Source organism: Rhodococcus koreensis, from assembly GCF_017068375.1.
Lineage (GTDB): Bacteria > Actinomycetota > Actinomycetes > Mycobacteriales > Mycobacteriaceae > Rhodococcus_F > Rhodococcus_F koreensis.
The window spans coordinates 7054360-7075795 of sequence record NZ_CP070609.1; the positions used below are offsets into that span (position 1 = coordinate 7054360).

Annotated in this window: 18 protein-coding genes; 9 read left to right on the forward strand and 9 right to left on the reverse strand. The window is 68.9% G+C overall.

All coding sequences use genetic code 11. The features are described 5' to 3' along the window. The first annotated feature begins 45 nt into the window (after positions 1–45). Entirely contained in the window at positions 46–813 is a 768-nt protein-coding gene (locus tag JWS14_RS32015) for an isoprenyl transferase (protein WP_072940685.1), read from the forward strand. A gap of 41 nt (positions 814–854) precedes the next feature. On the opposite strand, the gene coaA is transcribed toward JWS14_RS32015, so the two are convergent. After that, positions 855–1787, reverse strand: coding sequence for a type I pantothenate kinase (gene coaA, locus JWS14_RS32020; protein WP_005238987.1), 933 nt, complete (start codon positions 1785–1787; stop codon positions 855–857). A 169-nt stretch (positions 1788–1956) separates the two neighbouring features. Between coaA and JWS14_RS32025 the strand changes: the two genes are divergently transcribed. From JWS14_RS32025 to JWS14_RS32035, 3 genes are all read left to right on the forward strand, one after another. Beyond that, the gene (locus tag JWS14_RS32025; protein ID WP_206015071.1) at positions 1957–3177 is read left to right on the forward strand and encodes a DUF885 domain-containing protein; all 1221 of its coding nucleotides are present in this window, start codon (positions 1957–1959) and stop codon (positions 3175–3177) included. A 66-nt stretch (positions 3178–3243) separates the two neighbouring features. Then, complete coding sequence (gene glyA / locus JWS14_RS32030; RefSeq protein ID WP_206015072.1) at positions 3244–4539, forward strand: serine hydroxymethyltransferase; 1296 nt, start codon at positions 3244–3246, stop codon at positions 4537–4539. 309 nt (positions 4540–4848) lie between these two features. Beyond that, the gene (locus JWS14_RS32035; protein ID WP_072940675.1) at positions 4849–6216 is read left to right on the forward strand and encodes a PhoH family protein; all 1368 of its coding nucleotides are present in this window, start codon (positions 4849–4851) and stop codon (positions 6214–6216) included. A 75-nt stretch (positions 6217–6291) separates the two neighbouring features. Here JWS14_RS32035 and JWS14_RS32040 read toward each other — a convergent pair whose 3' ends face one another. Beyond that, positions 6292–6723: a limonene-1,2-epoxide hydrolase family protein gene (locus JWS14_RS32040; RefSeq protein WP_206015073.1), complete on the reverse strand. Its 432-nt coding sequence runs from the start codon at positions 6721–6723 to the stop codon at positions 6292–6294. A 27-nt stretch (positions 6724–6750) separates the two neighbouring features. After that, positions 6751–8361 carry a serine hydrolase gene (locus JWS14_RS32045; RefSeq protein WP_206015074.1) on the reverse strand — a complete coding sequence of 537 codons (1611 nt, stop codon included), beginning with the start codon at positions 8359–8361 and terminating at the stop codon, positions 6751–6753. Positions 8362–8517: 156 nt separating this feature from the next. On the opposite strand from JWS14_RS32045, the gene JWS14_RS32050 reads away from it, so the two are divergent. Continuing rightward, complete coding sequence (locus JWS14_RS32050) at positions 8518–9375, forward strand: acyl-ACP desaturase (RefSeq protein WP_095861413.1); 858 nt, start codon at positions 8518–8520, stop codon at positions 9373–9375. 61 nt (positions 9376–9436) lie between these two features. On the opposite strand, the gene JWS14_RS32055 is transcribed toward JWS14_RS32050, so the two are convergent. Both JWS14_RS32055 and glpX read right to left on the reverse strand, forming a co-directional pair. Further along, the gene (locus JWS14_RS32055; RefSeq protein WP_072940668.1) at positions 9437–10840 is read right to left on the reverse strand and encodes a class II fumarate hydratase; all 1404 of its coding nucleotides are present in this window, start codon (positions 10838–10840) and stop codon (positions 9437–9439) included. Between the two features lie 97 nt (positions 10841–10937). Continuing rightward, positions 10938–11978, reverse strand: a complete 1041-nt coding sequence (gene glpX / locus JWS14_RS32060; RefSeq protein ID WP_072940665.1) for a class II fructose-bisphosphatase — start codon at positions 11976–11978, stop codon at positions 10938–10940. Between the two features lie 189 nt (positions 11979–12167). Here glpX and JWS14_RS32065 point away from each other — a divergent pair, with 189 nt between their 5' ends. Further along, positions 12168–12737, forward strand: a complete 570-nt coding sequence (locus JWS14_RS32065) for a DUF4245 domain-containing protein (RefSeq protein ID WP_009479114.1) — start codon at positions 12168–12170, stop codon at positions 12735–12737. Positions 12738–12746: 9 nt separating this feature from the next. On the opposite strand, the gene JWS14_RS32070 is transcribed toward JWS14_RS32065, so the two are convergent. From JWS14_RS32070 to JWS14_RS32080, 3 genes are read right to left on the reverse strand one after another with little or no spacing between them, the layout of a single operon-like run. Further along, positions 12747–12977, reverse strand: coding sequence for an exodeoxyribonuclease VII small subunit (locus JWS14_RS32070; protein WP_015889667.1), 231 nt, complete (start codon positions 12975–12977; stop codon positions 12747–12749). A 4-nt stretch (positions 12978–12981) separates the two neighbouring features. Next, the gene (gene xseA, locus JWS14_RS32075; protein ID WP_072940662.1) at positions 12982–14238 is read right to left on the reverse strand and encodes an exodeoxyribonuclease VII large subunit; all 1257 of its coding nucleotides are present in this window, start codon (positions 14236–14238) and stop codon (positions 12982–12984) included. Then, on the reverse strand, positions 14235–14867 hold the full coding sequence (locus JWS14_RS32080; protein WP_072940660.1) for a lipid droplet-associated protein: 633 nt from the start codon (positions 14865–14867) through the stop codon (positions 14235–14237). Before JWS14_RS32080 ends, xseA begins: the two co-directional genes overlap by 4 nt. 142 nt (positions 14868–15009) lie before the next feature. Here JWS14_RS32080 and JWS14_RS32085 point away from each other — a divergent pair, with 142 nt between their 5' ends. Next, positions 15010–16020, forward strand: a complete 1011-nt coding sequence (locus JWS14_RS32085; RefSeq protein ID WP_072940657.1) for a 4-hydroxy-3-methylbut-2-enyl diphosphate reductase — start codon at positions 15010–15012, stop codon at positions 16018–16020. Between the two features lie 28 nt (positions 16021–16048). Here JWS14_RS32085 and JWS14_RS32090 read toward each other — a convergent pair whose 3' ends face one another. Continuing rightward, complete coding sequence (locus JWS14_RS32090) at positions 16049–16915, reverse strand: DUF6542 domain-containing protein (protein ID WP_206015075.1); 867 nt, start codon at positions 16913–16915, stop codon at positions 16049–16051. A 352-nt stretch (positions 16916–17267) separates the two neighbouring features. On the opposite strand from JWS14_RS32090, the gene JWS14_RS32095 reads away from it, so the two are divergent. After that, on the forward strand, positions 17268–18452 hold the full coding sequence (locus tag JWS14_RS32095) for an exonuclease SbcCD subunit D (RefSeq protein ID WP_206015076.1): 1185 nt from the start codon (positions 17268–17270) through the stop codon (positions 18450–18452). Next, positions 18449–21430, forward strand: a complete 2982-nt coding sequence (locus JWS14_RS32100; protein ID WP_206015077.1) for an AAA family ATPase — start codon at positions 18449–18451, stop codon at positions 21428–21430. Before JWS14_RS32095 ends, JWS14_RS32100 begins: the two co-directional genes overlap by 4 nt. Positions 21431–21436 lie beyond the last annotated feature (6 nt).

Consider the following 21436-nt stretch of genomic DNA (forward strand, 5'->3'; position numbering starts at 1 on the left):
CGCCTACGGCTGCGGCGTAGTCTTGCGTGTCATGGTGATCTCCAGGTGAGTGCGCGAGGACTGCTGTACAGCATCTACGAGCGTCGGCTACTGAAGCGGCTCGACGGTCTACAGCACCCCCGGCACATAGCCGTGATGTGCGACGGCAACCGGCGGTGGGCCCGGGAGAACGGCTTCGAGGACGTCAGCCACGGCCACCGCATGGGCGCCCTGAAGATCTCCGAGATGCTCGGCTGGTGCGACGCCGCGGGCATCGAGATGGCCACCATCTACCTGCTGTCCACCGAGAACCTGCGCCGCGACCCCGAGGAACTCGACACCCTGCTCGAGATCATCACCGACGTCGTCGAAGAGATCTCCGGACCGGACAAGAACTGGAGCGTCAAGATCGTCGGCGCCCTCGACCTCCTGCCCGCCGAACAGTCCCGCCGCCTGCGGGACGCGGCCGCCGGAACCGAGGGTCGCACCGGCACCCACGTCAACGTCGCGATCGGCTACGGCGGGCGCCAGGAGATCGCCGACGCCGTGCAGTCGCTGCTCAGCGAGAAACTCCTCGCCGGACTGTCGGGCGACGAACTCGTGAAATCGATCACCATCGACGGCATCGACGGCCACCTCTACACCTCCGGCCAGCCCGACCCCGACCTCGTGATCCGCACGTCGGGGGAGCAGCGGCTGTCGGGGTTCCTGCTGTGGCAGAGCGCGTACTCCGAGATCTGGTTCACGGAGGCGTACTGGCCGGAGTTCCGCCGCGTCGACTTCCTCCGGGCGCTGCGTGACTACGCCGCCCGGCACCGCCGCTTCGGCGTCTGACGTGAGCGGCGAAGCGTGCCGGAACACACTTCGCCACTCACCTACAGCTTGCGCAGGCGCAGCCGGTTGATCGAGTGATTGGCATCCTTGCGGAGCACGAGCGTCGCGCGCGGACGCGTCGGCAGGATGTTCTCCACCAGATTCGGCCGGTTGATGTTGTGCCAGATCTCCTGCGCGGCAGACGTCGCGTCCCGGTCGGACAGTCCGGCGTAGTGGTGGAAATGCGCGTCGGGGTCGGAGAACGACGTCTTCCGCAGCGCGAGAAATCGCTGGATGTACCAGTTCTCGATGTCCTCGATCCGGGCGTCGACGTAGATCGAGAAGTCGAACAGGTCCGACACCATCAGCCGCGGACCGGTCTGCAGCACGTTGAGACCCTCGATGATGAGGATGTCCGGCTGCCGGATCAGGTGGTACTGGCCGGGGATGATGTCGTACGAGATGTGCGAATAGACCGGTGCGGCCACTTCTTCGGCCCCCGACTTCACCTCGGTGACGAACCGCAGCAGCTTGCGGCGGTCGTAACTCTCGGGAAAGCCCTTGCGGTGCATGATCCCGCGGCGGTTCAATTCGGCCGTCGGGTACAGGAAGCCGTCCGTCGTCACCAGGTCGACACGGGGATGGTGCTCCCAGCGCGCGAGGAGCGCCTGCAGGACACGCGCCGTGGTGGACTTGCCGACCGCCACGCTGCCCGCGACGCCGATCACGAACGGCACCTGCTGGTCGGGATGCTTTTCGCCGAGGAACGTCGCGGTCGCGGCGAACAGTCGCTGCCGGGCCGCCACCTGTAGGTGGATGAGACGCGACAGCGGCAGGTAAACCTCCGCGACCTCCTCGAGGTCGATCTGCTCGCCGAGGCCCCGCAGTCCGTACAGCTCTTCTTCGGTGAGGACGAGCGGCGTCGACTTACGCAGTGTGCGCCACTGCTTCCGGTCGAATTCGACGTACGGACTGGACTCGCTCGTCCGCGCCATCAGTTCCGCTCACACTCGGGTACACGGGGGAGTGAGCGGTCCATGCCCAGAATCTCTGCCGTCGTCGTCGCGCTGGCGAGTAGCGGTTGCATAGTCGGATTGTGCTTGGTGCCACAGGCTGCGCTGTCGGCGGGTCAGGCAGACGCGTCTGCGACTAAGGTCGGACGGCATGGAATCCGATTCGTTCGTTCGCGAATACTTGCTGCTCGGGCTGGGTTTCGACCGGCTGGAGGAAGGATTCGTCGACGCGTACACCGGCGATCCCGCGCTGCGCAGGCAGGTAGAGAACGCGCCGAAGCCCGATCCGAGGGACCTCGCCCGGACGGCGGCGAACCTCCGCGCGGAGTTGCCCTCGGCGGGACTGTCCGAGGAGCGGACCCGGTTCCTCGACGTCCACCTGCGCGCGCTCGAATGCTCGGGGCGCAAATTCGCGGGTGACGACGTCGGCTTCGTCGACGAGGTCGACGCGTACTTCGACGTCCGCATCGAACGCGGCGACGAGGAGCAGTACCGGGAGGCACACCGGAAGATGGACGCCGTGCTGCCCGGACCGGGACCGCTGGCCGAACGCATCCGGGTGCACCGGGCGAAGGACGCGATTCCCGCCGACCGGTTGCAGGAATGCGTCGACGCCTTCTCGAGCGCCCTTCGCGACCTCGTGCGGCAGCACTACGCGCTGCCCGACTCGGAGGTGGTGGAGTACGAGGTCGTGGGCGACAAGCCGTGGTCCGGGTTCAACTACTACCTCGGCGACTACCGCTCGAAGGTCGCGATCAACTCCGACCTCGAACAGCACATGGCGAACCTGCCGCGGCTGATCGCGCACGAGTCGTACCCCGGCCACCACACCGAGCACTGCCGGAAGGAAGCCGGGCTCGTCGGCGCCGGACAACTCGAGCAGACGTTGTTCGTCGTCAACACCCCGCAGTGCCTGATGGCCGAGGGCCTCGCCGACCTCGCGCTCGAATCGATCGTCGGGTCCGACTGGGGGCTGTGGGCGCAGGAAATCTACGCCGACCTCGGTCTGCGATTCGACGGTGAGCAGGCGCAACGCCTGTCCGGTGCGTCCGGACAGCTGCTCGGGGTGCGGCAGGACGCGGCGATGATGCTGCACGACGAAGGCCGCAGCCACGACGACGTCGCGGCGTTCCTGCAGCGGTGGAGCCTGTCGACCCCCGAGCGGACCCGGCAGTCGCTGCGCTTCCTGTCCTCGCCGCTGTGGCGGGCATACACCAGCACGTACGTGGAGGGATACCGCCTGCTCGGGGGCTGGCTGGCCGAGGTGCCGGTCGGCGCGGAACGGTCGGAACGGTTCCGCCGACTGCTCGACGAGCCGCTCGTTCCCAGCGTCCTGCGTGCCGGTGAGGGGTACCTCACCGCGGGCGGTTAGGAAGTCCTCACGGATAGTTCGTAGACTGGGAGCATTCGTTTCCGCATCCAGCTTGGAGATTCCTCGATGACCGCTGTGCCCGGTACCGACGTCAACACGGCCCCCCTCGCCGAACTCGACCCCGAAGTCGCCCAGGCCATGGCAGGTGAGCTGGCCCGTCAGCGCAACACGCTGGAGATGATCGCCTCGGAGAACTTCGTTCCCCGCGCCGTCCTCCAGGCGCAGGGCAGCGTCCTCACCAACAAGTACGCCGAAGGGTACCCGGGACGCCGGTACTACGGCGGCTGCGAGCACGTCGACGTCGTCGAGGACCTCGCCCGCACCCGGGCGAAGGAACTGTTCGGCGCCGACTTCGCGAACGTCCAGCCGCACTCCGGCGCACAGGCCAACGCGGCGGTCCTGATGGCCCTGATGAACCCGGGCGAGAAGCTCCTTGGCCTCGACCTGGCGCACGGCGGTCACCTCACGCACGGCATGAAGCTGAACTTCTCCGGCAAGCTCTACGACGTCGAGTCGTACGGGGTCAGCAAGGAAGACCACCGCATCGACATGGACGAGGTCCGCAAGATCGCCGTCGCCGCGCAGCCGAAGGTCATCGTCGCCGGCTGGTCCGCGTACCCGCGGCACGAGGACTTCGCCGCGTTCCGGTCGATCGCCGACGAGGTCGGCGCGTACCTGTGGGTCGACATGGCGCACTTCGCGGGCCTGGTCGCGGCCGGGCTGCACCCGTCGCCCGTGCCCTACGCCGACGTCGTGTCCAGCACCGTCCACAAGACGCTCGGCGGGCCCCGCTCCGGTCTGATCCTGGCCAAGCAGGAGTGGGCGAAGAAGCTCAACTCCGCCGTGTTCCCCGGTCAGCAGGGTGGGCCGCTGATGCACGCCATCGCCGCCAAGGCCGTCTCCCTGAAGATCGCGGGCACCGAGGAGTTCAAGGATCGTCAGCAGCGCACCCTCACCGGTGCGAAGATCCTCGCCGAGCGCCTGACCGGCTCGGATGTCGTGGACAAGGGCGTCAGCGTTCTCACCGGCGGTACCGACGTGCACCTCGTGCTCGTCGACCTGCGCAACTCGCAGCTCGACGGCCAGCAGGGTGAGGACCTCCTCCACGAGGTCGGCATCACCGTCAACCGCAACGCCGTGCCGTTCGACCCGCGCCCGCCGATGGTCACGTCCGGTCTCCGGATCGGCACCGCCGCGCTCGCGTCCCGCGGATTCGGCGACGAGCAGTTCACCGAGGTCGCCGACATCATCGGCACCGCGCTCGCCGGTGCGTCCGACGTCGAGACGCTGAAGGCCCGCGTGTCGAAGCTCGCCGCCGACTTCCCGCTGTACGAGGGTCTCGAGGACTGGCGCCTGATCTAGGCGGCTCCGCCGCCCGTGCGCCTTTTTGGTAGCTGGAGCAACCAGAAAGGCGCACGGGCGCGAAGCGCCTTCTCCGTGTAACCAGTTGTTCACCGACACGCCCGCCGCTCGGTCAGCCGATCGGCGTGTTTGGCAGTACCGTCGGGGGTAACAGGCAGCGGGGAAGTTGCTTGTACGGGAGGTCCTGATCGTGGCTGACACACTCAGTGCGAGGGGGCCGGCGCCCGGCCCTCGTGTGGTGACACACCAGGGACGGACCGGTCCAGCGAACCGAGTTTGCGCGGGTGCCGCGCAGACCTAGGAGCCAACGTGACTGCTTCACGCTCCGTCTCAGCCCGCGCCGGACAGTCGTCCGTCGCCCCCAGGAAATCTTCGGATTCTGCAGTGCGTACGTTCGTACTCGACACCTCCGTACTGCTGTCCGACCCCTGGGCCGTCACCAGGTTCGCCGAGCACCGCGTGGTGCTTCCCCTCGTCGTGATCAGCGAGCTCGAAGGGAAGCGGCATCACCACGAGTTGGGATGGTTCGCAAGAGAATCGCTGCGCATGCTCGACGACCTCCGTCTCGAGTACGGTCGACTCGACCAGCCCGTGCCGATCGGCACGGACGGCGGCACCCTGCAGGTCGAGCTGAATCACACCGACCCGTCGGTTCTGCCGGTCGGATTCCGCACGGACAGCAACGATTCGAGGATCCTGGCCTGCGCATTGAACCTCGAGGCCGAGGGCGGTGACGTCGTCCTGGTCAGCAAGGACATCCCGCTGCGGGTGAAGGCCGGTGCGGTGGGCCTCCCGGCCGACGAGTACCACGCCCACGACGTCGTTCCGTCGGGTTGGACGGGGATGACCGAGTTGGACGTGGCGTCCTCGTCGATCGACGAGCTGTTCTCCGAAGGCGTCGTCGATCTGGAGGAGGCCCGGGAGCTTCCGTGCCACACGGGTATTCGGCTGCTGGGTGGTTCGTCGAGTGCACTGGGCCGCGTGAACGCCGACAAGCGGGTGCAGCTGGTGCGGGGGGAGCGGGAGGCGTTCGGCCTGCACGGACGTTCGGCCGAGCAGCGGATCGCCCTCGACATCCTGCTGGACGACAGTGTGGGCATCGTGTCCCTGGGCGGCAAGGCGGGCACCGGAAAGTCGGCGCTGGCGTTGACGGCGGGACTGGAGGCGGTGCTCGAGCGTCGCACTCAGCGGAAAGTCGTTGTCTTCCGGCCGCTCTACGCGGTGGGCGGCCAGGAACTCGGCTATCTGCCGGGCAGTGAGAGCGAGAAGATGGGTCCCTGGGCCCAGGCGGTCTTCGACACTCTCGACGGACTGGCCAGCACCGAGGTGATGGACGAGGTGATCAGCCGCGGCATGCTGGAAGTGCTGCCGCTCACGCACATTCGCGGACGGTCGCTGCACGATTCGTTCGTGATCGTGGACGAGGCGCAGTCGCTCGAACGCAACGTGCTGCTCACGGTGCTGTCCCGGCTGGGTACCGGGTCCCGGGTGATCCTCACCCACGACGTCGCCCAGCGCGACAACCTGAGGGTCGGACGTCACGACGGTGTGGCCGCGGTGATCGAGAAGCTCAAGGGGCATCCGCTGTTCGCGCACATCACGTTGACCCGCAGTGAGCGTTCGCCGATCGCGGCGCTCGTGACGGAGATGCTGGAGGAGTTCGGGCCGACGCCGTAGGCGACTGCCCTGCAGCGTGATCCGCCCGATGTCGCCACGGTCCGAAACGAACCGAGGTGACATCGGGCGGATACGTCAGAACGCGCGCACGATGCCTTTGAGGGTGCCCCAGAGGACATCCCGGTTGCTGAAGTAGTCGCGCCAGACGGCGATCTTGCCATCCCTCATCTCGAACGTGCCGCACACCCAGAATTCGCTGCGCAGCCGCTTGTAGATGAGGACGTCGGTGCGTTCGGTCAGCACGGCCGTTCCGTCGCCGGCGATGTGGTGCAGGCGCACGTCGAATCCGAAACCGGGACGGCTCATTCCGCGGAAGATCCGCATGACGGCGCCGATGCCGCGGATCTTCGGCAGCGACACGTTGTGCCAGACGATGTCGTCGTGGAGATACTGCTGCGCGGTGTCCGGATCGCCGGCGACGAGGGCGTCCAGGAATGCCCGGACCACTTGGATATCCGCCGTCTCCGTGCGATCGGTTCCCGTCGGTGCATGCGAGTTCGTGTTCATGATCTTCTCCCCGTCGGTTGTGTCGGCTCAGCGGACGAACGTCCCCGTGCCTTCGGTGTCGTAGTACTCGAGTGTGACGTCGTTGCCGGCGAACGTGGCCTTCGAGATGGTTCCGGGCGGGGCGTTCTCCCCGCTGAGCGTGAAGGTGAAGGTGTCGCCGTCCCAGTGGGTCAGGGGGTACGTCTGCCCGGCGGGCCCGAGCCCGAGCGTCAGCGCGCCGTTGCTCTCGGTGACGACCGCGGGCCCCCAGTACGGGTTGTTGTAGGTGCCCGTGTAGGTCGGCAGCGGCTGCGGTGGCGCCGGATTCGCGGGGGCCGTCTGGCCGACGAGACTGCCCTCGGGCTCGGACATCGGCGAGATGGCCTGCCGATACAACGATCTCCAGTCCTCGCGGATCTCCCCGAACTGGACGAGGTCGGCGAACTCGGCGGTGAGGGTCTCGGGAATTCCGATGGGCGACCCGTTGGTCAGCGCGACGATCGCGACGTCGGCGGACGGTATCGCGACGAAGTTCGTCGCCACCCCGAGCTGGAACCCGCCGGAGTGGCTCAGGGAGACCCGGCCGGCCGGGGTGGTCGAGACGTTGAACCCGTAACCGTACGATCCCGGACGGCTGTCCATCGAACGCGGTGGGCTGGACACGATCTGAGGACTGACCGCCGGTTGCAGCGCCTCGGGGGAGACGATCTCCTTGCCCTCGAACGTTCCGTCGGCCAGCAGCATTGCCAGCCATTTGCCCATGTCGTTGACGGACGAGCTCACCCCGCCTGCGGGGGACTGCGCGTCGGGGTTGCGTACCGCATCGGCGACGTACTTGCCGTCGACGAGTTGGTGCGCGACGGCGCGGTCGCTGCGGGCCTCGTAGTCGGCGAACCGCGAACTCGTGGACGACATTCCCAGCGGCCCGTAGATCGCCTGCTCGGAGAGCGTCGCCCAATCCGTCCCCGATGCCGCCGCGACGGCCTCAGCCGCCGCAGTGAGACCGAAGTTGGTGTACTCGTAAGTGATCCGAAACGGGTTCAGCGGGTCGAGCCGGAGTTTGTCGAGCACCTGCTGCTGGTCGTACCCCAGGTCCTCGAGGTGGTCGCCGGCATGATCGGGCAAGCCCGACCGGTGTGAGTACAGATCGCCCACCGTGACGTGCTCGGTGACCCACGGGTCGGCGAGGGCGAAACCGGGCAGCTTGGACACCACGGGAGTGTCCCAGCCGATGACGCCGGCATCGACCTGATGGGCCACCACCGTCGACCCCACCGACTTCGACATCGACGCCAGTTGGAACACGGTGTCCGCGTCCACCTTCTGATCGGTACCCGCCTCGCGCACCCCGAATCCCTTCGCGTAGACGGTCTGCCCGCCGTGGACGACGGCGACCGCCATGCCCGGCATTCCGGAGCTCTCCATCAACTCGTTCGCCAGGTCGTCGAGGCGGCCCACGGCATCGTCGATCTGGCCGTCGGGAATGTCGACGCCCGCGACGGCGGCCGGGTTGGGCGGGCCGGAGGACTCCGAGGTGGGATTGGCGCCGGACGCGTCGGCGGATCCTGCGTCGTCCGCGTCGGAGCCGCACCCGGTCACGAGTGACCCGCCGAGAGCGACAGCCGAGAGAAGTATCGTCAGGTTCCGAAGTCTGCGCATTGGTGATCCTCCGCTCGGGCCCGGGGAAGCCGTCAGCTGTCAGCCTAACGATCGCAAGCCCATGACCTGGATGTTTTCGTCACAACGCCGGCGTTGTTCACGTCGAATCCACCGGTGGTCGACCCGGCTCCGGGCCGCGGACGCTACGGTGTGCGGATGCCGATTGAAAAAAACGACTCGCAGCTGCTCAGTGAGCTGGCCCCGGTGGTGGACGAAAACCTCACACGTCACATCGCCGAGGCGGACGGCTGGCAGCCGCACGATCTGGTTCCGTGGGACCAGGGCAAGAACTTCGCGTTCATGGGTGGAACGGATTGGTCGGCAGATCAGTCGACCCTGAGCGACGTCGAGGCACTCGCGCTGACGGTGGGCGTGCTGGTGGCCGACAACGTGCCCGCATACCACCGTGAGATCGCCAAGCACCTGGCCCTGGTGGGCCCGTGGTGGCGCTGGGTCGGCCGCTGGACCGCGGAGGAGAACCGGCACTCCATCGTGCTCCGGAACTACCTGATGGTGACGCGCGCCGTCGATCCCGTCGCCCTCGAGCGCGCCCGGATGGACGAGATGGTCCGCGGTTACGCGATGCCGCCGATGCATCTGATCGAGATGCTCGCGAACTCTGCATTCGAGGAGAAGGCCGCGGCCGTGCGTCATCACAACACGGCCGCGCTCGGTGAGGACCCGCTGGTGGCCGTGATCGCCGAGCGGCTGGCCTCGGACGACGAACTGCAGTCGCTGTTCTACCGGAACGTCGTCGAGGCGGCGTTCGAGCTGGTGCCCGACCAGACGATGCGCGCCATCGCCTCGCGGATCGTCGCGTTCGACGTGCCGAGCGTGGCATTGCCCGGCGGAACCGACAGCACCGCGGTGCTCGCGGAGGCCGGCATCTACGACCCCGCCCAGCAGGGGGAGAAGGTGTTCGCCCCGCTGCTCCGCTCGTGGAACATCGCCGGACGCACCGACCTCGGCACCGAGGGCGAGAAGGCCCGCGACGAGCTGTCCGCGCTGCTGTAGGACTTCGACGCGAGAGGGCCCGCACTCGGTTCGAGTGCGGGCCCTCTCGCGTCGGCCGGGGTCAGTCCTTCACCTTTGCCATCGCCAGCACGTCGAGACGCTTGTCGAGTTCTTCCTCGGTCAGCTTGTCGCCGATCAGACCGCGGTCGACGACGGTCTCGCGGATGGTCTTCTTCTCCTTCAGCGCCTGTTTGGCGACGGCCGCGGCCTCCTCGTACCCGATCGCGGAATTCAGCGGCGTCACGATGGACGGCGACGACTCCGCGAGGGTCTTGAGGTGCTCGGTGTTCGCGACGAGCCCCACGACGCACCGGTCGGCGAACAGTCGCGACACGTTGGACAGCAACGTCAGCGATTCGAGCAGGTTCCGCGCCATCATCGGGATGTACACGTTGAGTTCGAAGGCGCCCGCCGCACCGCCCCAGGCGACCGCGGCGTCGTTGCCGACCACCTGTGCGGCAACCTGGGTGGCGGCCTCCGGGAGAACCGGGTTGACCTTGCCGGGCATGATCGAACTGCCGGGCTGCAGGTCGGGGAGACGGATCTCGCCGAGACCGGTGAGCGGACCCGACCCCATCCAGCGGATGTCGTTGGCGATCTTGGTCAGGGACACCGCGATCGTGCGCAGCGCGCCGGAAGCCTCCACCAGTCCGTCACGCGCGGCCTGCGCCTCGAAGCTGTTCTTCGCCGGGGTGAGGGCGTCGACGCCCGTCGCCTTGACCAGTTCGGCGACGACCTTCGGTCCGAATCCGTCGGGGGCGTTGAGTCCCGTCCCGACCGCGGTGCCGCCGATGGGCAGCTCACCGAGCCGCGGAAGGCAGGCCACCACCCGCTCCATCCCGGCCTCCATCTGACGGGCGTACCCGCCGAACTCCTGACCGAGGGTCACCGGGACGGCGTCCATGAGGTGGGTGCGGCCCGACTTCACGACGGTCTTCCACTCGGTGGACTTGTCAAGCAGGGCGAGGCGCAGGTGGTCGAGGGCGGGCAGCAGGTCCTTCACCGCCGACTCGGTTGCCGCGACGTGCGTCGCGGTGGGGAAGGTGTCGTTGGACGACTGCGACATGTTGACGTCGTCGTTGGGGTGGACGACCACACCGTTCGCCGCGGCGATCGACGCGATCACCTCGTTGGCGTTCATGTTGGAACTGGTGCCCGAACCGGTCTGGAAGACGTCGATGGGGAACTGGTCGTCGTGCTTGCCCTCGGCGATCTCGCCCGCCGCGGCGATGATGGCATCCGCCTTCTCGGCGTCGAGGAGCCCGAGATCCTTGTTGACCTGCGCACAGGCTGCCTTCAGCAGACCCATCGCGCGTATCTGGGTGCGCTCGAGACCTCGACCGCTGATCGGGAAGTTCTCGACGGCGCGCTGAGTTTGCGCGCGCCACAGCGCATCCACGGGCACCCGCACCTCGCCCATGGTGTCGTGTTCGATCCGGTACTGCTGCTCGTTGCTCTCGGTCATGCGTCAAACATGCCACTTTCGAGCGCGTCGTGGGGGTGCTCCCCGTGCGCCTTTCCGGTTGCTGCTGCTACCGGAAAGGCGCACGAGGCCGAAGGTCCTAGAACGTCGGCGGGATGGCGCCGTCCTCGCCCGTGAAGTCCACGGACGAGTACTCGCGCAGCTTCTCCAGACGGTGGTACGCGTCGATCATGCGGACGGTGCCCGACTTCGACCGCATCACGATCGACTGCGTCGAAGCGCCGCCACCGTAGTAGCGGACACCGCGGAGAAGGTCGCCGTCCGTGACGCCGGTGGCGCAGAAGAAGACGTTCTCACCGGACACGAGATCTTCGGTGGTCAGCACGCGATCCAGGTCGTGGCCTGCGTCGATGGCCTTCTGCCGCTCGGCGTCGTCCGTCGGGGCCAGCCGGCCCTGCAGCGAACCACCCATACAGCGCATGGCGGCGGCGGCGATGATGCCCTCCGGGGTTCCACCGGTGCCGATCAGGATGTCGGTGCCCGAGTCCGGACGCGCGGCGGCGATCGCACCCGCGACGTCACCGTCGGAGATGAGGCGAATGCGGGCGCCGGTGTCCCGGACCTCCTGGATGAGTCCGGCGTGCCGGGGACGGTCGAGGATGCAGACCGTCACGTCGGAGGTGGACGCCTTGCGGACCTTCGCGACACGCTTGATGTTCTCGGCGACGGGCGCAGTGATGTCGATGACATCGGCGGCGTCGGGACCGACGGCGATCTTCTCCATGTAGAACACCGCGGACGGGTCGAACATCGCGCCGCGCTCGGCGACCGCGAGGACGGCGATCGCGTTGGGCATGCCCTTCGCCATCAGGGTGGTGCCGTCGACCGGGTCGACGGCGAAGTCGCACTCGGGTCCGTCGCCGTTGCCGACTTCCTCGCCGTTGAACAGCATCGGGGCTTCGTCCTTCTCGCCCTCGCCGATGACGACGACGCCGCGCATCGAGACCGAGCTCACGAGCTGGCGCATGGCGTCGACGGCGGCGCCGTCGCCACCCTCCTTGTCGCCACGGCCGACCCAGCGACCGGCAGCCATCGCACCAGCCTCGGTGACTCGGACCAATTCCAGAGCAAGATTTCGGTCCGGGGCCTCGCGGCGACTCGAAGTGGTGCTAGCCGTCATGGGCAGTGCCTCCTGGTGCAGTCACGGTCGACGTTGTACGTCGACGCTGTGTCGGTGGCCGTCGGCCGCCGAGTGTCGGGTGGATCTCGCTGCTGATTCTCCCAGAAAGATGTGTGACGTGCGCTGCTGGGGCGCGAATCAGGGGACCGAGAATCGTTGTTCCGGGACCGACCCTGGATACTGGTGGGCGTGGCATCTGATAAACCCCGCATCCTGCACAACAACCGCGACATGGTGTGGTCGCTCGTACCCCTTGTCCTGTTCTGTGTGCTGATCGCGGGTATCGCCAGCCAATGCACGTTCAGCCCGGGCGGACCCACGAGCGGCCCGATTCCCAGCTTCGACGTGGACGCGGCGCTGAAGTACGACGCGCAGGACCTGCCGTTCCCGGTCCGCAAGCCGGAGACGCCGGAGGGCTGGACGCCCAACTCGGGCAGCCGCAGCATCGTCAGCGGTGACGGCGGCGGCGATTCGAGCACCGTCGGATTCATCACCGAGGCCGGCCGCTACATCCAGCTGACGCAGAGCAACGCCGTCGAGACGGTGCTCGTGCCGTTCGTCGCGGGTGGTCCGCGGACGGCGACGGGCACCGAGGACGTCGCAGGTCACAGCTGGATCGTGTACGGCGGGGAGGGTGTCGAACCGATCTGGGTGTCCGATTTCGGCGACGTCCGGCTCCTCGTCACGGGCAGTGCGTCACCCGAGGCGTTCGAGCAGCTCACCACCGCGGCGGCCGACGCCCCGATCCTCGCCGCCTGACGACGAGTGTCAGCCCTCGTCCTCGGCGTGGGCGAGGGCAGTCTCGACGCGCTTGCGGGCGCCCGCGAGGTGCTCCTCGCAGCGTTTGGCCAGCGCCTCGCCGCGCTCCCACAGCGCGAGTGACGCGTCGAGGTCGAGGCCGCCCTGTTCGAGCACCTTGACCACGTCGACGAGCTCGTCGCGCGCCGCCTCGTAACCGAGCTCCGCGATGTCGGTGTCGTTTCCGGTGGGGTTGCTCATGTTCCTACTTGTCCTTTCCCATCACCGCGGCGCGGACTGCGCCGTCGGCGACTCGAACGCGAATCTGGGTTCCCGGCGGGGCGTCGTCGACCGAACGCAGGACCTCCGGGTCGCCGTCCGGCACGATCCGCTGGACCACGGAGTAGCCGCGGGCCAGGGTCGCGGCGGGCCCGAGGGTCGTCAGCCTTGCCCGGAGGTGCTCGATCGTGGTGCTCTCCGCGGCGATCGCCCGGCTGATGTCGCGTCGCCCGGCCTCCCGCAGCCGCTCGACCTCGTCCGACCGGTGGTCGAGTGCGCGCAACGGGTCCGCGAGGACCGGCCTGCTGCGCAGCTGGGAGATCAGATGCGACTCGCGCTGCACCCAGTTGCGCAGGGCGGCCGCGCTCCGCGACCGCAGTTCGCCGACGAGTGCCTGCTCGGCGACGGCGTCCGGCACCACCCGCTTGGCGGCGTCCGTCGGTGTCGCGGCCCGCAGGTCGGCGACGTGGTCGCTGAGCGGACTGTCCGGTTCGTGGCCGATGGCACTGACCACCGGGGTGCGGCACGCGACGATCGCCCGGCACAGCGTCTCGTCGGAGAACGGCAGCAGATCCTCCACGCTGCCGCCGCCGCGCGCGAGGATGATGACGTCGACGTGCGGGTCGGCGTCCAATTCCTTCAACGCGTCGAGGATCTGCGGCACCGCGGTCGCGCCCTGCACCGGAGTGTTGCGCACCTCGAAGCGCACGGCGGGCCAGCGGCGTTGCGCCACGCTGAGGACGTCGTGCTCGGCGGCGCTCGCACGACCGGTGATCAACCCGATGGTGCCGGGCAGGAACGGCAGCGGACGCTTCAGCCGAGGGTCGAACAGGCCCTCGGCGGCCAGCAGCGCGCGCAACCGCTCGATCCGGGCCAGGAGTTCACCGATCCCGATCGCGCGGATCTCCGTGACCCGCAACGAGACCGATCCGCGGCCCGTGTAGAACGACAACTTGCCGAACATCACCACCCGGCTGCCCTCGGTGAGCGGGACGGGGGAGTTCTGCAGCAACTGCGGGGAGCAGGTCACCGACAGCGACATGTCGACGGACGGGTCGCGCAGCACCAGAAACGCCGTCCGGGTGCCCGGACGGGCGTTGATCTGGGTGATCTGTCCCTCAACCCAGACACTCCCGAGCCGGTCGATCCACTGTGCGACCTTGGCCGACACGGTGCGGACCGGCCACGGCTGCTCGGCGGTACTCGGTCCGGTACTGGTTGCGCGGGGCTGTGCGGAGGTCACTTGGCCTTGGCGGTGGTGATGCGGTTGGTCAGCATGGTCTGGAACGGCGCGCGGGCCAGGGTCGCGTTCTCGTAGTCCAGCAGCGCCGTGAGGTCCTCGACGGACAGGTTGCGCAGACGTGCCCGCAACTGGGCCAGGGTCAGGGTGCCGTAGTCGAGGACCACGGCGATCTCGGGTTCGGCCACGGCAGGCCGGGCGGCGGCGGGCTTCTTGCTCGCCGTCTTCGTGGTGGCGGCGCCGTTGGTGGCGGCGGGTGCCGCCCTCGGGGCCGAGACCTTCTCGGGTGCGCTCTCGTCCTGCGGGCTCAGCGAGTACAGCGCGAACCGGCCCGGTCCGGCAGACCGCTCCTCGGCGGCGCCGTCGACGCCGGGCGCCGGATCGGTGTCCTCGTCGAAGACGGCCCAGGCGGGCTGCTCGTCGTCGTGGGTCCAGTTGATGAGTGCGAAGGCCTGGTCGCCCTTGATGGCCAGTGCCGTCATGGACTGCTGAACGCGCATCGTGGTCTGCAGCACCTGACTGACCGCGGTCATGGGCAGGGTCGCCGCGGTGGTCGGCAGTTTCCTGGCCTCTTCGACGGCCGTCACGGCGATTCCGGCGGCGACACGCGCCACGAACGGGGGACGAATCATTCCCACAGCCTGCCTGACAACGGCACGTTTGGGTAGCCGACGTGCCCACAGCGTCGACGACTTCGGTGCGACGATGCGCACACTACCCCGCCGAGGCCCCGCGAAAGTGTCGTCCGTCCGGGGTGACCCGTAGTCTGGAACCATGTCTTCGGCTGTTCCACTCAATGTGGGTATCACACGTTCGGCAGATTCGGGAGCGTCGCGTGCCGACGGCGGGAAGCGCGTACTGCTCGCGGAGCCCCGCGGCTACTGCGCCGGCGTGGACCGCGCCGTCGAAACGGTGGAGAAGGCGCTCGAGAAGCACGGCGCCCCCATCTACGTGCGCAAGGAGATCGTCCACAACCGCCACGTCGTCGAGACGCTGAGCGACCAGGGGGTGGTCTTCGTCGACGAGACCGACGAGGTTCCCGAAGGTGCGCTGCTCGTGTTCTCCGCGCACGGCGTGTCTCCCGCGGTCCACGAATCGGCCGCCGCACGCAATCTGCGCACCATCGACGCCACGTGCCCGCTGGTCACGAAGGTCCACCAGGAAGCCAAGCGTTTCGCCCGCGACGACTTCGACATCCTCCTCATCGGCCACGAGGGCCACGAGGAAGTGGAGGGCACGGCCGGCGAGGCCCCCGATCACGTGCAACTCGTGGACGGCCCCGATTCCGTCGACGCCGTGACGGTCCGCGACGAATCGAAGGTCATCTGGTTGTCGCAGACCACGTTGAGCGTCGACGAGACGATGCAGACGGTCGCCCGACTGCGGGAGCGTTTCCCGAGTCTGCAGGACCCGCCGAGCGACGACATCTGCTACGCCACCCAGAACCGTCAGGTGGCGGTCAAGGCGATGGCCCCCGAATGTGATCTCGTCATCGTCGTCGGATCCCGTAACTCCTCCAACTCGGTTCGCCTCGTCGAGGTCGCGCTGGGTGCGGGCGCGAAGGCGTCGTACCTGGTCGACTACGCCCGCGAAGTGGATCCGGCCTGGCTCGACGGTGTCCGGACGGTGGGGATCACGTCGGGCGCGTCCGTGCCGGAAATCCTGGTGCGGGGTGTGATCGATCTGCTCGACGAGCACGGATTCCACGACGTCCAGCCGGTCACCACGGCCAACGAGACGCTGGTCTTCGCACTGCCGCGCGAGCTTCGCGCCGCGCGGACCTGATCGGCCCGCTACCGGCGCTGTCGCCCCTCTAGCGGGGCTGCTCCGACTCGAACGGCGGCTCGTACCGGTCGCGGTAGCGCACCTGCGGAATGGGGTGGGCAGGCACGTCGTTGTCGGGCCGCGGCCGCGGTGTGGTCCGCGGCGGGACCGATCGCGGTGCCTGCGTGGTCCGCGGCGGTGCCGACCGGGGCGCCTGCGCTGCCCGGTCGACCATCGGTGGTGGAGGCGCTGTGCGCCCGCCCGACGAGGACGAGCGGCGGGGCGGCGGTGTGGCTGCCCGTCGCGACGACCGAGGGTGCTCCCGTGCGGCGTCCCTCGAGGTGTCCCTGTCCCTGTCCCTGTCCCGCGCCCGACGCGGCGGCGGGGACTGCTCCGACCCTTCGGCTGCGCGCCGGGGACGGGCGGTGCGGGGCGCCCGCTGCGCACGGCGCCGCTCCGAGGTCCGCGCAGGACCGGTCGTGCGCTGCTGCAGCAGGAAGAGGCGGAGCCCACCGATCAGCAGCGTCACCACGGTGGCGGCGAGCATCACCGGAAATCGGTTGACCAACGGATACGCGACGTTGATCGCCAGGTCTTTCAGTGCGGTGCTGTTCTCCTCCGCGATCAGGCTCTGCCCGAGCGGCACCGCGACGAACAGAATCAGCGGCGGCTGGACGATCGCGGTGAACAGGGCCCGGTTGCCGGCAGCCGCCACGGCGAGGACACAGCCGAGGAAGTAGAAGGTGGAAAACGCCGCCGTGAGTTCGGTGCCACGAGCCGCATCGACAGCGAATCCGACAAAGCTGACTCCGACGGCCAGGAGAATGACACCCCACCAGGGGAGACCGGGGACCGTAGGGACAATCGACCGCCTGTCGAGCGGCACCCCAGAGCGAGCACGTTGGGTTGCAGACACACAACGACAGTAGCGGCAACTTGTTGACTAGCTCCGTTGGCGTGACCGGTGGAGCCCGAGAGATCCCCGAGATTTGTGCGTCGCGGCCACGAATCGACGGCGCTGACCTCGGTGACGTCGCCGTCGAACACGTGGAGGTCGTGGAGCTTGCGGGCGGTGACTGTGACCCGGGACTCCATCCACGCCCGGGCGGCGGCGCGCCGAACCGCGGCCGGCGCCGGCAGCATTCCGAGTGCAGCGAGTGCATTCGTGTGGCTCATGGTGCACCCGCCCACCGACACGTCGAATCGCTCGGACGCCACGCGGCCGAGGTGTTCGAGGTTGTCGGCACCGTGCTCTACGGTCTCGGGACATGAGGATCCTGCACACTTCGGACTGGCACATCGGACGCACGTTCCACGGGGTGGACCTGCTCACCGACCAGGCCCGTGTGCTCGACGCGATCGCCGCTCTCGTCGCCGAGCGCGGTGTGGACGTCGTCGTCGTTCCCGGAGACGTGTACGACCGGTCGATCCCCAGCGCGGACGCCGTCACCGTGTGCAATCGCGGATTCGAAGCCATCCGGGACGCGGGCGCGGTCATCGTCGCCACGTCCGGCAACCACGATTCCGCAGCACGGCTCGGCGCGGGTGCCGCGTTCTCCCGGGCGGGCGGGCTGCACCTCATGACGACGGTCGCCGGGATCGGCGCGCCCGTCGTGCTCGAGGACGCGCACGGACCCGTCGCGTTCTACGGCATTCCCTATCTCGAGCCCGAGATCACCCGCGCCCAACTCGACGTGCCGTCCGCCCGGTCGCACGCCGAGATCCTCGACGCCGCGATGGGCCGTGTCCACACCGACCTCGATGCGCGCCGCGAGAACGCACCGCGTACCCGATCAGTGGTGCTGGCCCACGCGTTCGTGGTGGGGGCGGAGGCCACCGGGTCGGAACGGTCCATTTCCGTCGGCGGCGTCGAAACGGTGTCGGCTTCGGCTTTCGGCGGGGTCGACTACGTCGCGCTCGGCCACCTCCACTCGCCGCAGACCCTCACCGAGAACATCCGCTACTCGGGTTCGCCGCTGCCGTACTCGTTCGGTGAACGCACCCACGGCAAGGCCGTCTTCCTGGTGGACCTCGACGCCGACGGACTGCACTCCGTCGAGCGGGTCGATCTGCCGGTGGTCCGCGGTCTGAAGCAGCTGACCGGGACGGTGCAGCAGTTGCTCGAGGACGACGCGTTCCGCGACGCCGAAGACTGCTACGTGTCGGCGGTGCTCACCGACCCGGAACGTCCGGTCGACGCCATGCGCTCACTCCAGACCCGGTTCCCGTTCGCCGTCCACCTCGAGTGGCAACGCCCGGACGGCGCCGACGATCTGCGGTACCGCGACAAGGTGCACGGGCGCAGTGATCTGCAGATCACCCGCAGCTTCCTCACCGATTTGCGCAGCGAACCGACGACGGGCGAGATCCGGCTCGTGGAGGCCGCTCTCGGTTACGCCGACCGGACCGGCGAGGACACCGCCGAGGTCGTCGCGCTGGAACAGACGGCATGAGGCTGCATCGACTCGAAGTCGAAGCCTTCGGGCCGTTCGCCGGATCTGTGGAAGTCGACTTCGATCGGCTCGGTGCGGACGGGCTGTTTCTGCTGCACGGTCATACCGGGGCCGGCAAGACGACGGTCCTCGACGCGGTGGCGTTCGCGCTCTACGGCACCGTGCCCGGGGCGCGGAAGGACGGCAAGCGCCTCCTGTCCGACCACGCGCCCGCCGGATCCGTTCCGACGGTGACGCTCGAGGCGACGATCGCCGGCCGGCATCTGCGGCTCGTCCGCAGCCCGGAGTTCGAGCGGCCCAAGCGTCGCGGGTCGGGGACGATCAAGGAAAACGCGAAGGCCACGCTGACGTGGCTCGACGGTCACGGCGAGAACCTGTCCCGGATCCCCGACATCGCCGACGAGGTCGGGCGGCTGATGGGGATGAGCGCCGACCAGTTCTTCCAGGTGGTGCTGCTGCCGCAGGGCGAGTTCGCGAAGTTCCTTCGCGCCGACACCGAGGAGCGCGGTCAGCTGCTGGAGCGGCTGTTCGACACCACCCGATTCGAGACGGTGGAGGAGTGGTTCCTCGACCGCAGGCGCACCAGCGCCCACGAACTCGACGAGCACCAGCGGGCCGTCGACGTGCTGCTCGCGAGGGTCGCGACCGCTGCCGGGATCGAGGGCGGCGCCGACGCCGATCCGGTGACCTGGGCCCACAAGCTCGAGGACGAGGCGCGCGAAACCCGCGACCTGGCAGCGGACGACCTGCAGAAGGCCAAGAGCCGGGCGAAGGTTGCCCGTGACGCGCTCACCGAGGCGCGCCGTGTCCTCGAACTGCAGAACCGCCGGCGGCGAGCCGAGACGGAACTCGACACCCACGCAGCGGGTGCCGACCAGCGGGCCGAACTCGTCGCCGAACTGGCGGATGCGCGCCGGGCAGAACCGGTCGCGACGGTGGCGCGAGACGCCGACGCCGCCCGCGCCAAGGCCGCGGCCGCAGCGCGGAACGTCGGGGCGATCACCGACGGACTGCGCGCGACGGTGGGCGGCGCCGACCTCGTTGCGGAGTTGTCCTGGCCGCCGACCGCAGACGAACGCGAACACATCCGGGCCGGTATCCGCACCTGGCGTGACGAGATCGTGCGCCTCGACGGGGCACTCGCCGAATCCGTTGCCGCCGAACGCCTCGCCGTCGAGGTGGAGCAATTGCGCGCCCGGCAGGCCGAACTCACCGAGACCGGTGCCGCGCTGTCGCGGGAGCGGGACCAACTGCCACTCGCCCTGCGGGAAGCAGAGAAGGCTCTCGACTCGGCGGAGAAGGCCCGCGCCGCGCTGCCCGGCCTGGTCGACACCCGGGACCGGGCAGCCGACGCAGCCTCCGCGGCGGCGGATCTCCGCACCCGCCGCGTCGAGCGGGATCGCCTCGAGGGCGCGGCGCTCGAGGCCCGGGAGCAGCACCAGGACGCGCGCGAACACTGGCTCGACCTGCTGCAACGCCGGATCGCGGGCATGGCCGCCGAACTGGCGGGCACGCTCGAAGACGGTGTCGCGTGCCAGGTGTGCGGTTCACCCGAGCATCCGCAGCCCGCCGAACCGTCCGAGCTGTCGGTCACGAAGGCCGACGAGGACAAGGCACGCGCGGCGGAGCAGAAGGCCGCGGCGGCGTTGACGACCGCGACCGAGAAACTGGGCGCCGCCGAACGCGCGATCGACGTGCTCGTGCAGCGCGGCGGCGACGGCGACGCGGACGAACTCGCGCAAGCACTCTCGGCCGCGGAGACGGCGGTGGGGGAGGCGACTGCGCTCGGCAACCAGGTGGAGCACCGGTCCGCGTCTCTCGCCGAACTGCGGGACCGCGAGAGCCGGCTGCAGGAACGGTCGCGGGACGTCGGAGCCGACGCCGCCACGGTGGCCGAGCGGATCGCTGCGAGCAGGACCCAGCTCGGGGAGATCCGGGCCCGGGTGAGTCAGGCGGCGGGCGACGACCCGAGCGTCGAGGACCGGCGCGCCCGACTCGACGCCCTCGCCGATGCGGCATCGGAACTGCTGGACGCGCGGGACGCCGGCGCCGGAGCAGAGTCCGCGGCCCGTGAACTCGCGGCCAAGGCCGGCGCGTTCGCCCGGGACGCCGGTTTCGGCAGTATCGACGACGCCGTGGCCGCGGTCCGGCCGGCCGCCCGCTGGGGTGAGATCGAGGCCGCCCTGACGGCGGCGCGGGATGCCGAGGTCGGGGCGCGCCGCGTCCTCGACGACCCCGAGGTCGCCGCTGTCGCCGACGCGGAACCCGTGGAATTGGCGGCCGTCCAGCAGGCTCACGACGCGGCGGCGGAGGTCGTGGACGTCGCCGTCGCTGCGGCGTCCGACGCCGAGCGCCGACTGCTCGATCTGGAACGGTACGTCGCTCAGCTCGACAAGACCGCCGAGACGATTGCCCCGATGCAGGCCGCGCACGAGGAACTCGCCGCGCTCGCCGAGGTGATCGCGGGCCGTGGCCAGAACGCCAGGAAGATGTCGCTGCGGTCGTATGTGCTGGCGGCCCGGCTGGAAGAGGTCGCGGTGTCGGCGTCCGCGCGACTCGGCCGGATGTCGGCCGGGCGCTACGAATTCGTCCACAGCGACGAGGCCGGTCCGCGAGGCCGTCGCGGCGGCCTGGGACTGGACATCCGCGACGACTACACCGGGGTGGTGCGGTCGGCCAAGACCCTGTCCGGCGGTGAGTCGTTCCTGGCGTCGCTGTCGCTGGCGCTCGGTCTCGCCGATGTGGTGGCGGCCGAGTCGGGTGGCGTCGTGCTCGACACGATGTTCATCGACGAGGGATTCGGCACCCTCGACGCTGACACCCTCGACTCGGTGATGGGCGTCCTCGACGAGCTGCGTGACGGCGGCCGGGTGGTGGGCATCGTCAGTCACGTCGACGAGCTGCGTCAGCGAATCCCGAGCAGGCTGCACGTGATCCGCGGACGCACCGGCTCCGCCGTGGAGATGGTGGCCGGCTGACCGCCG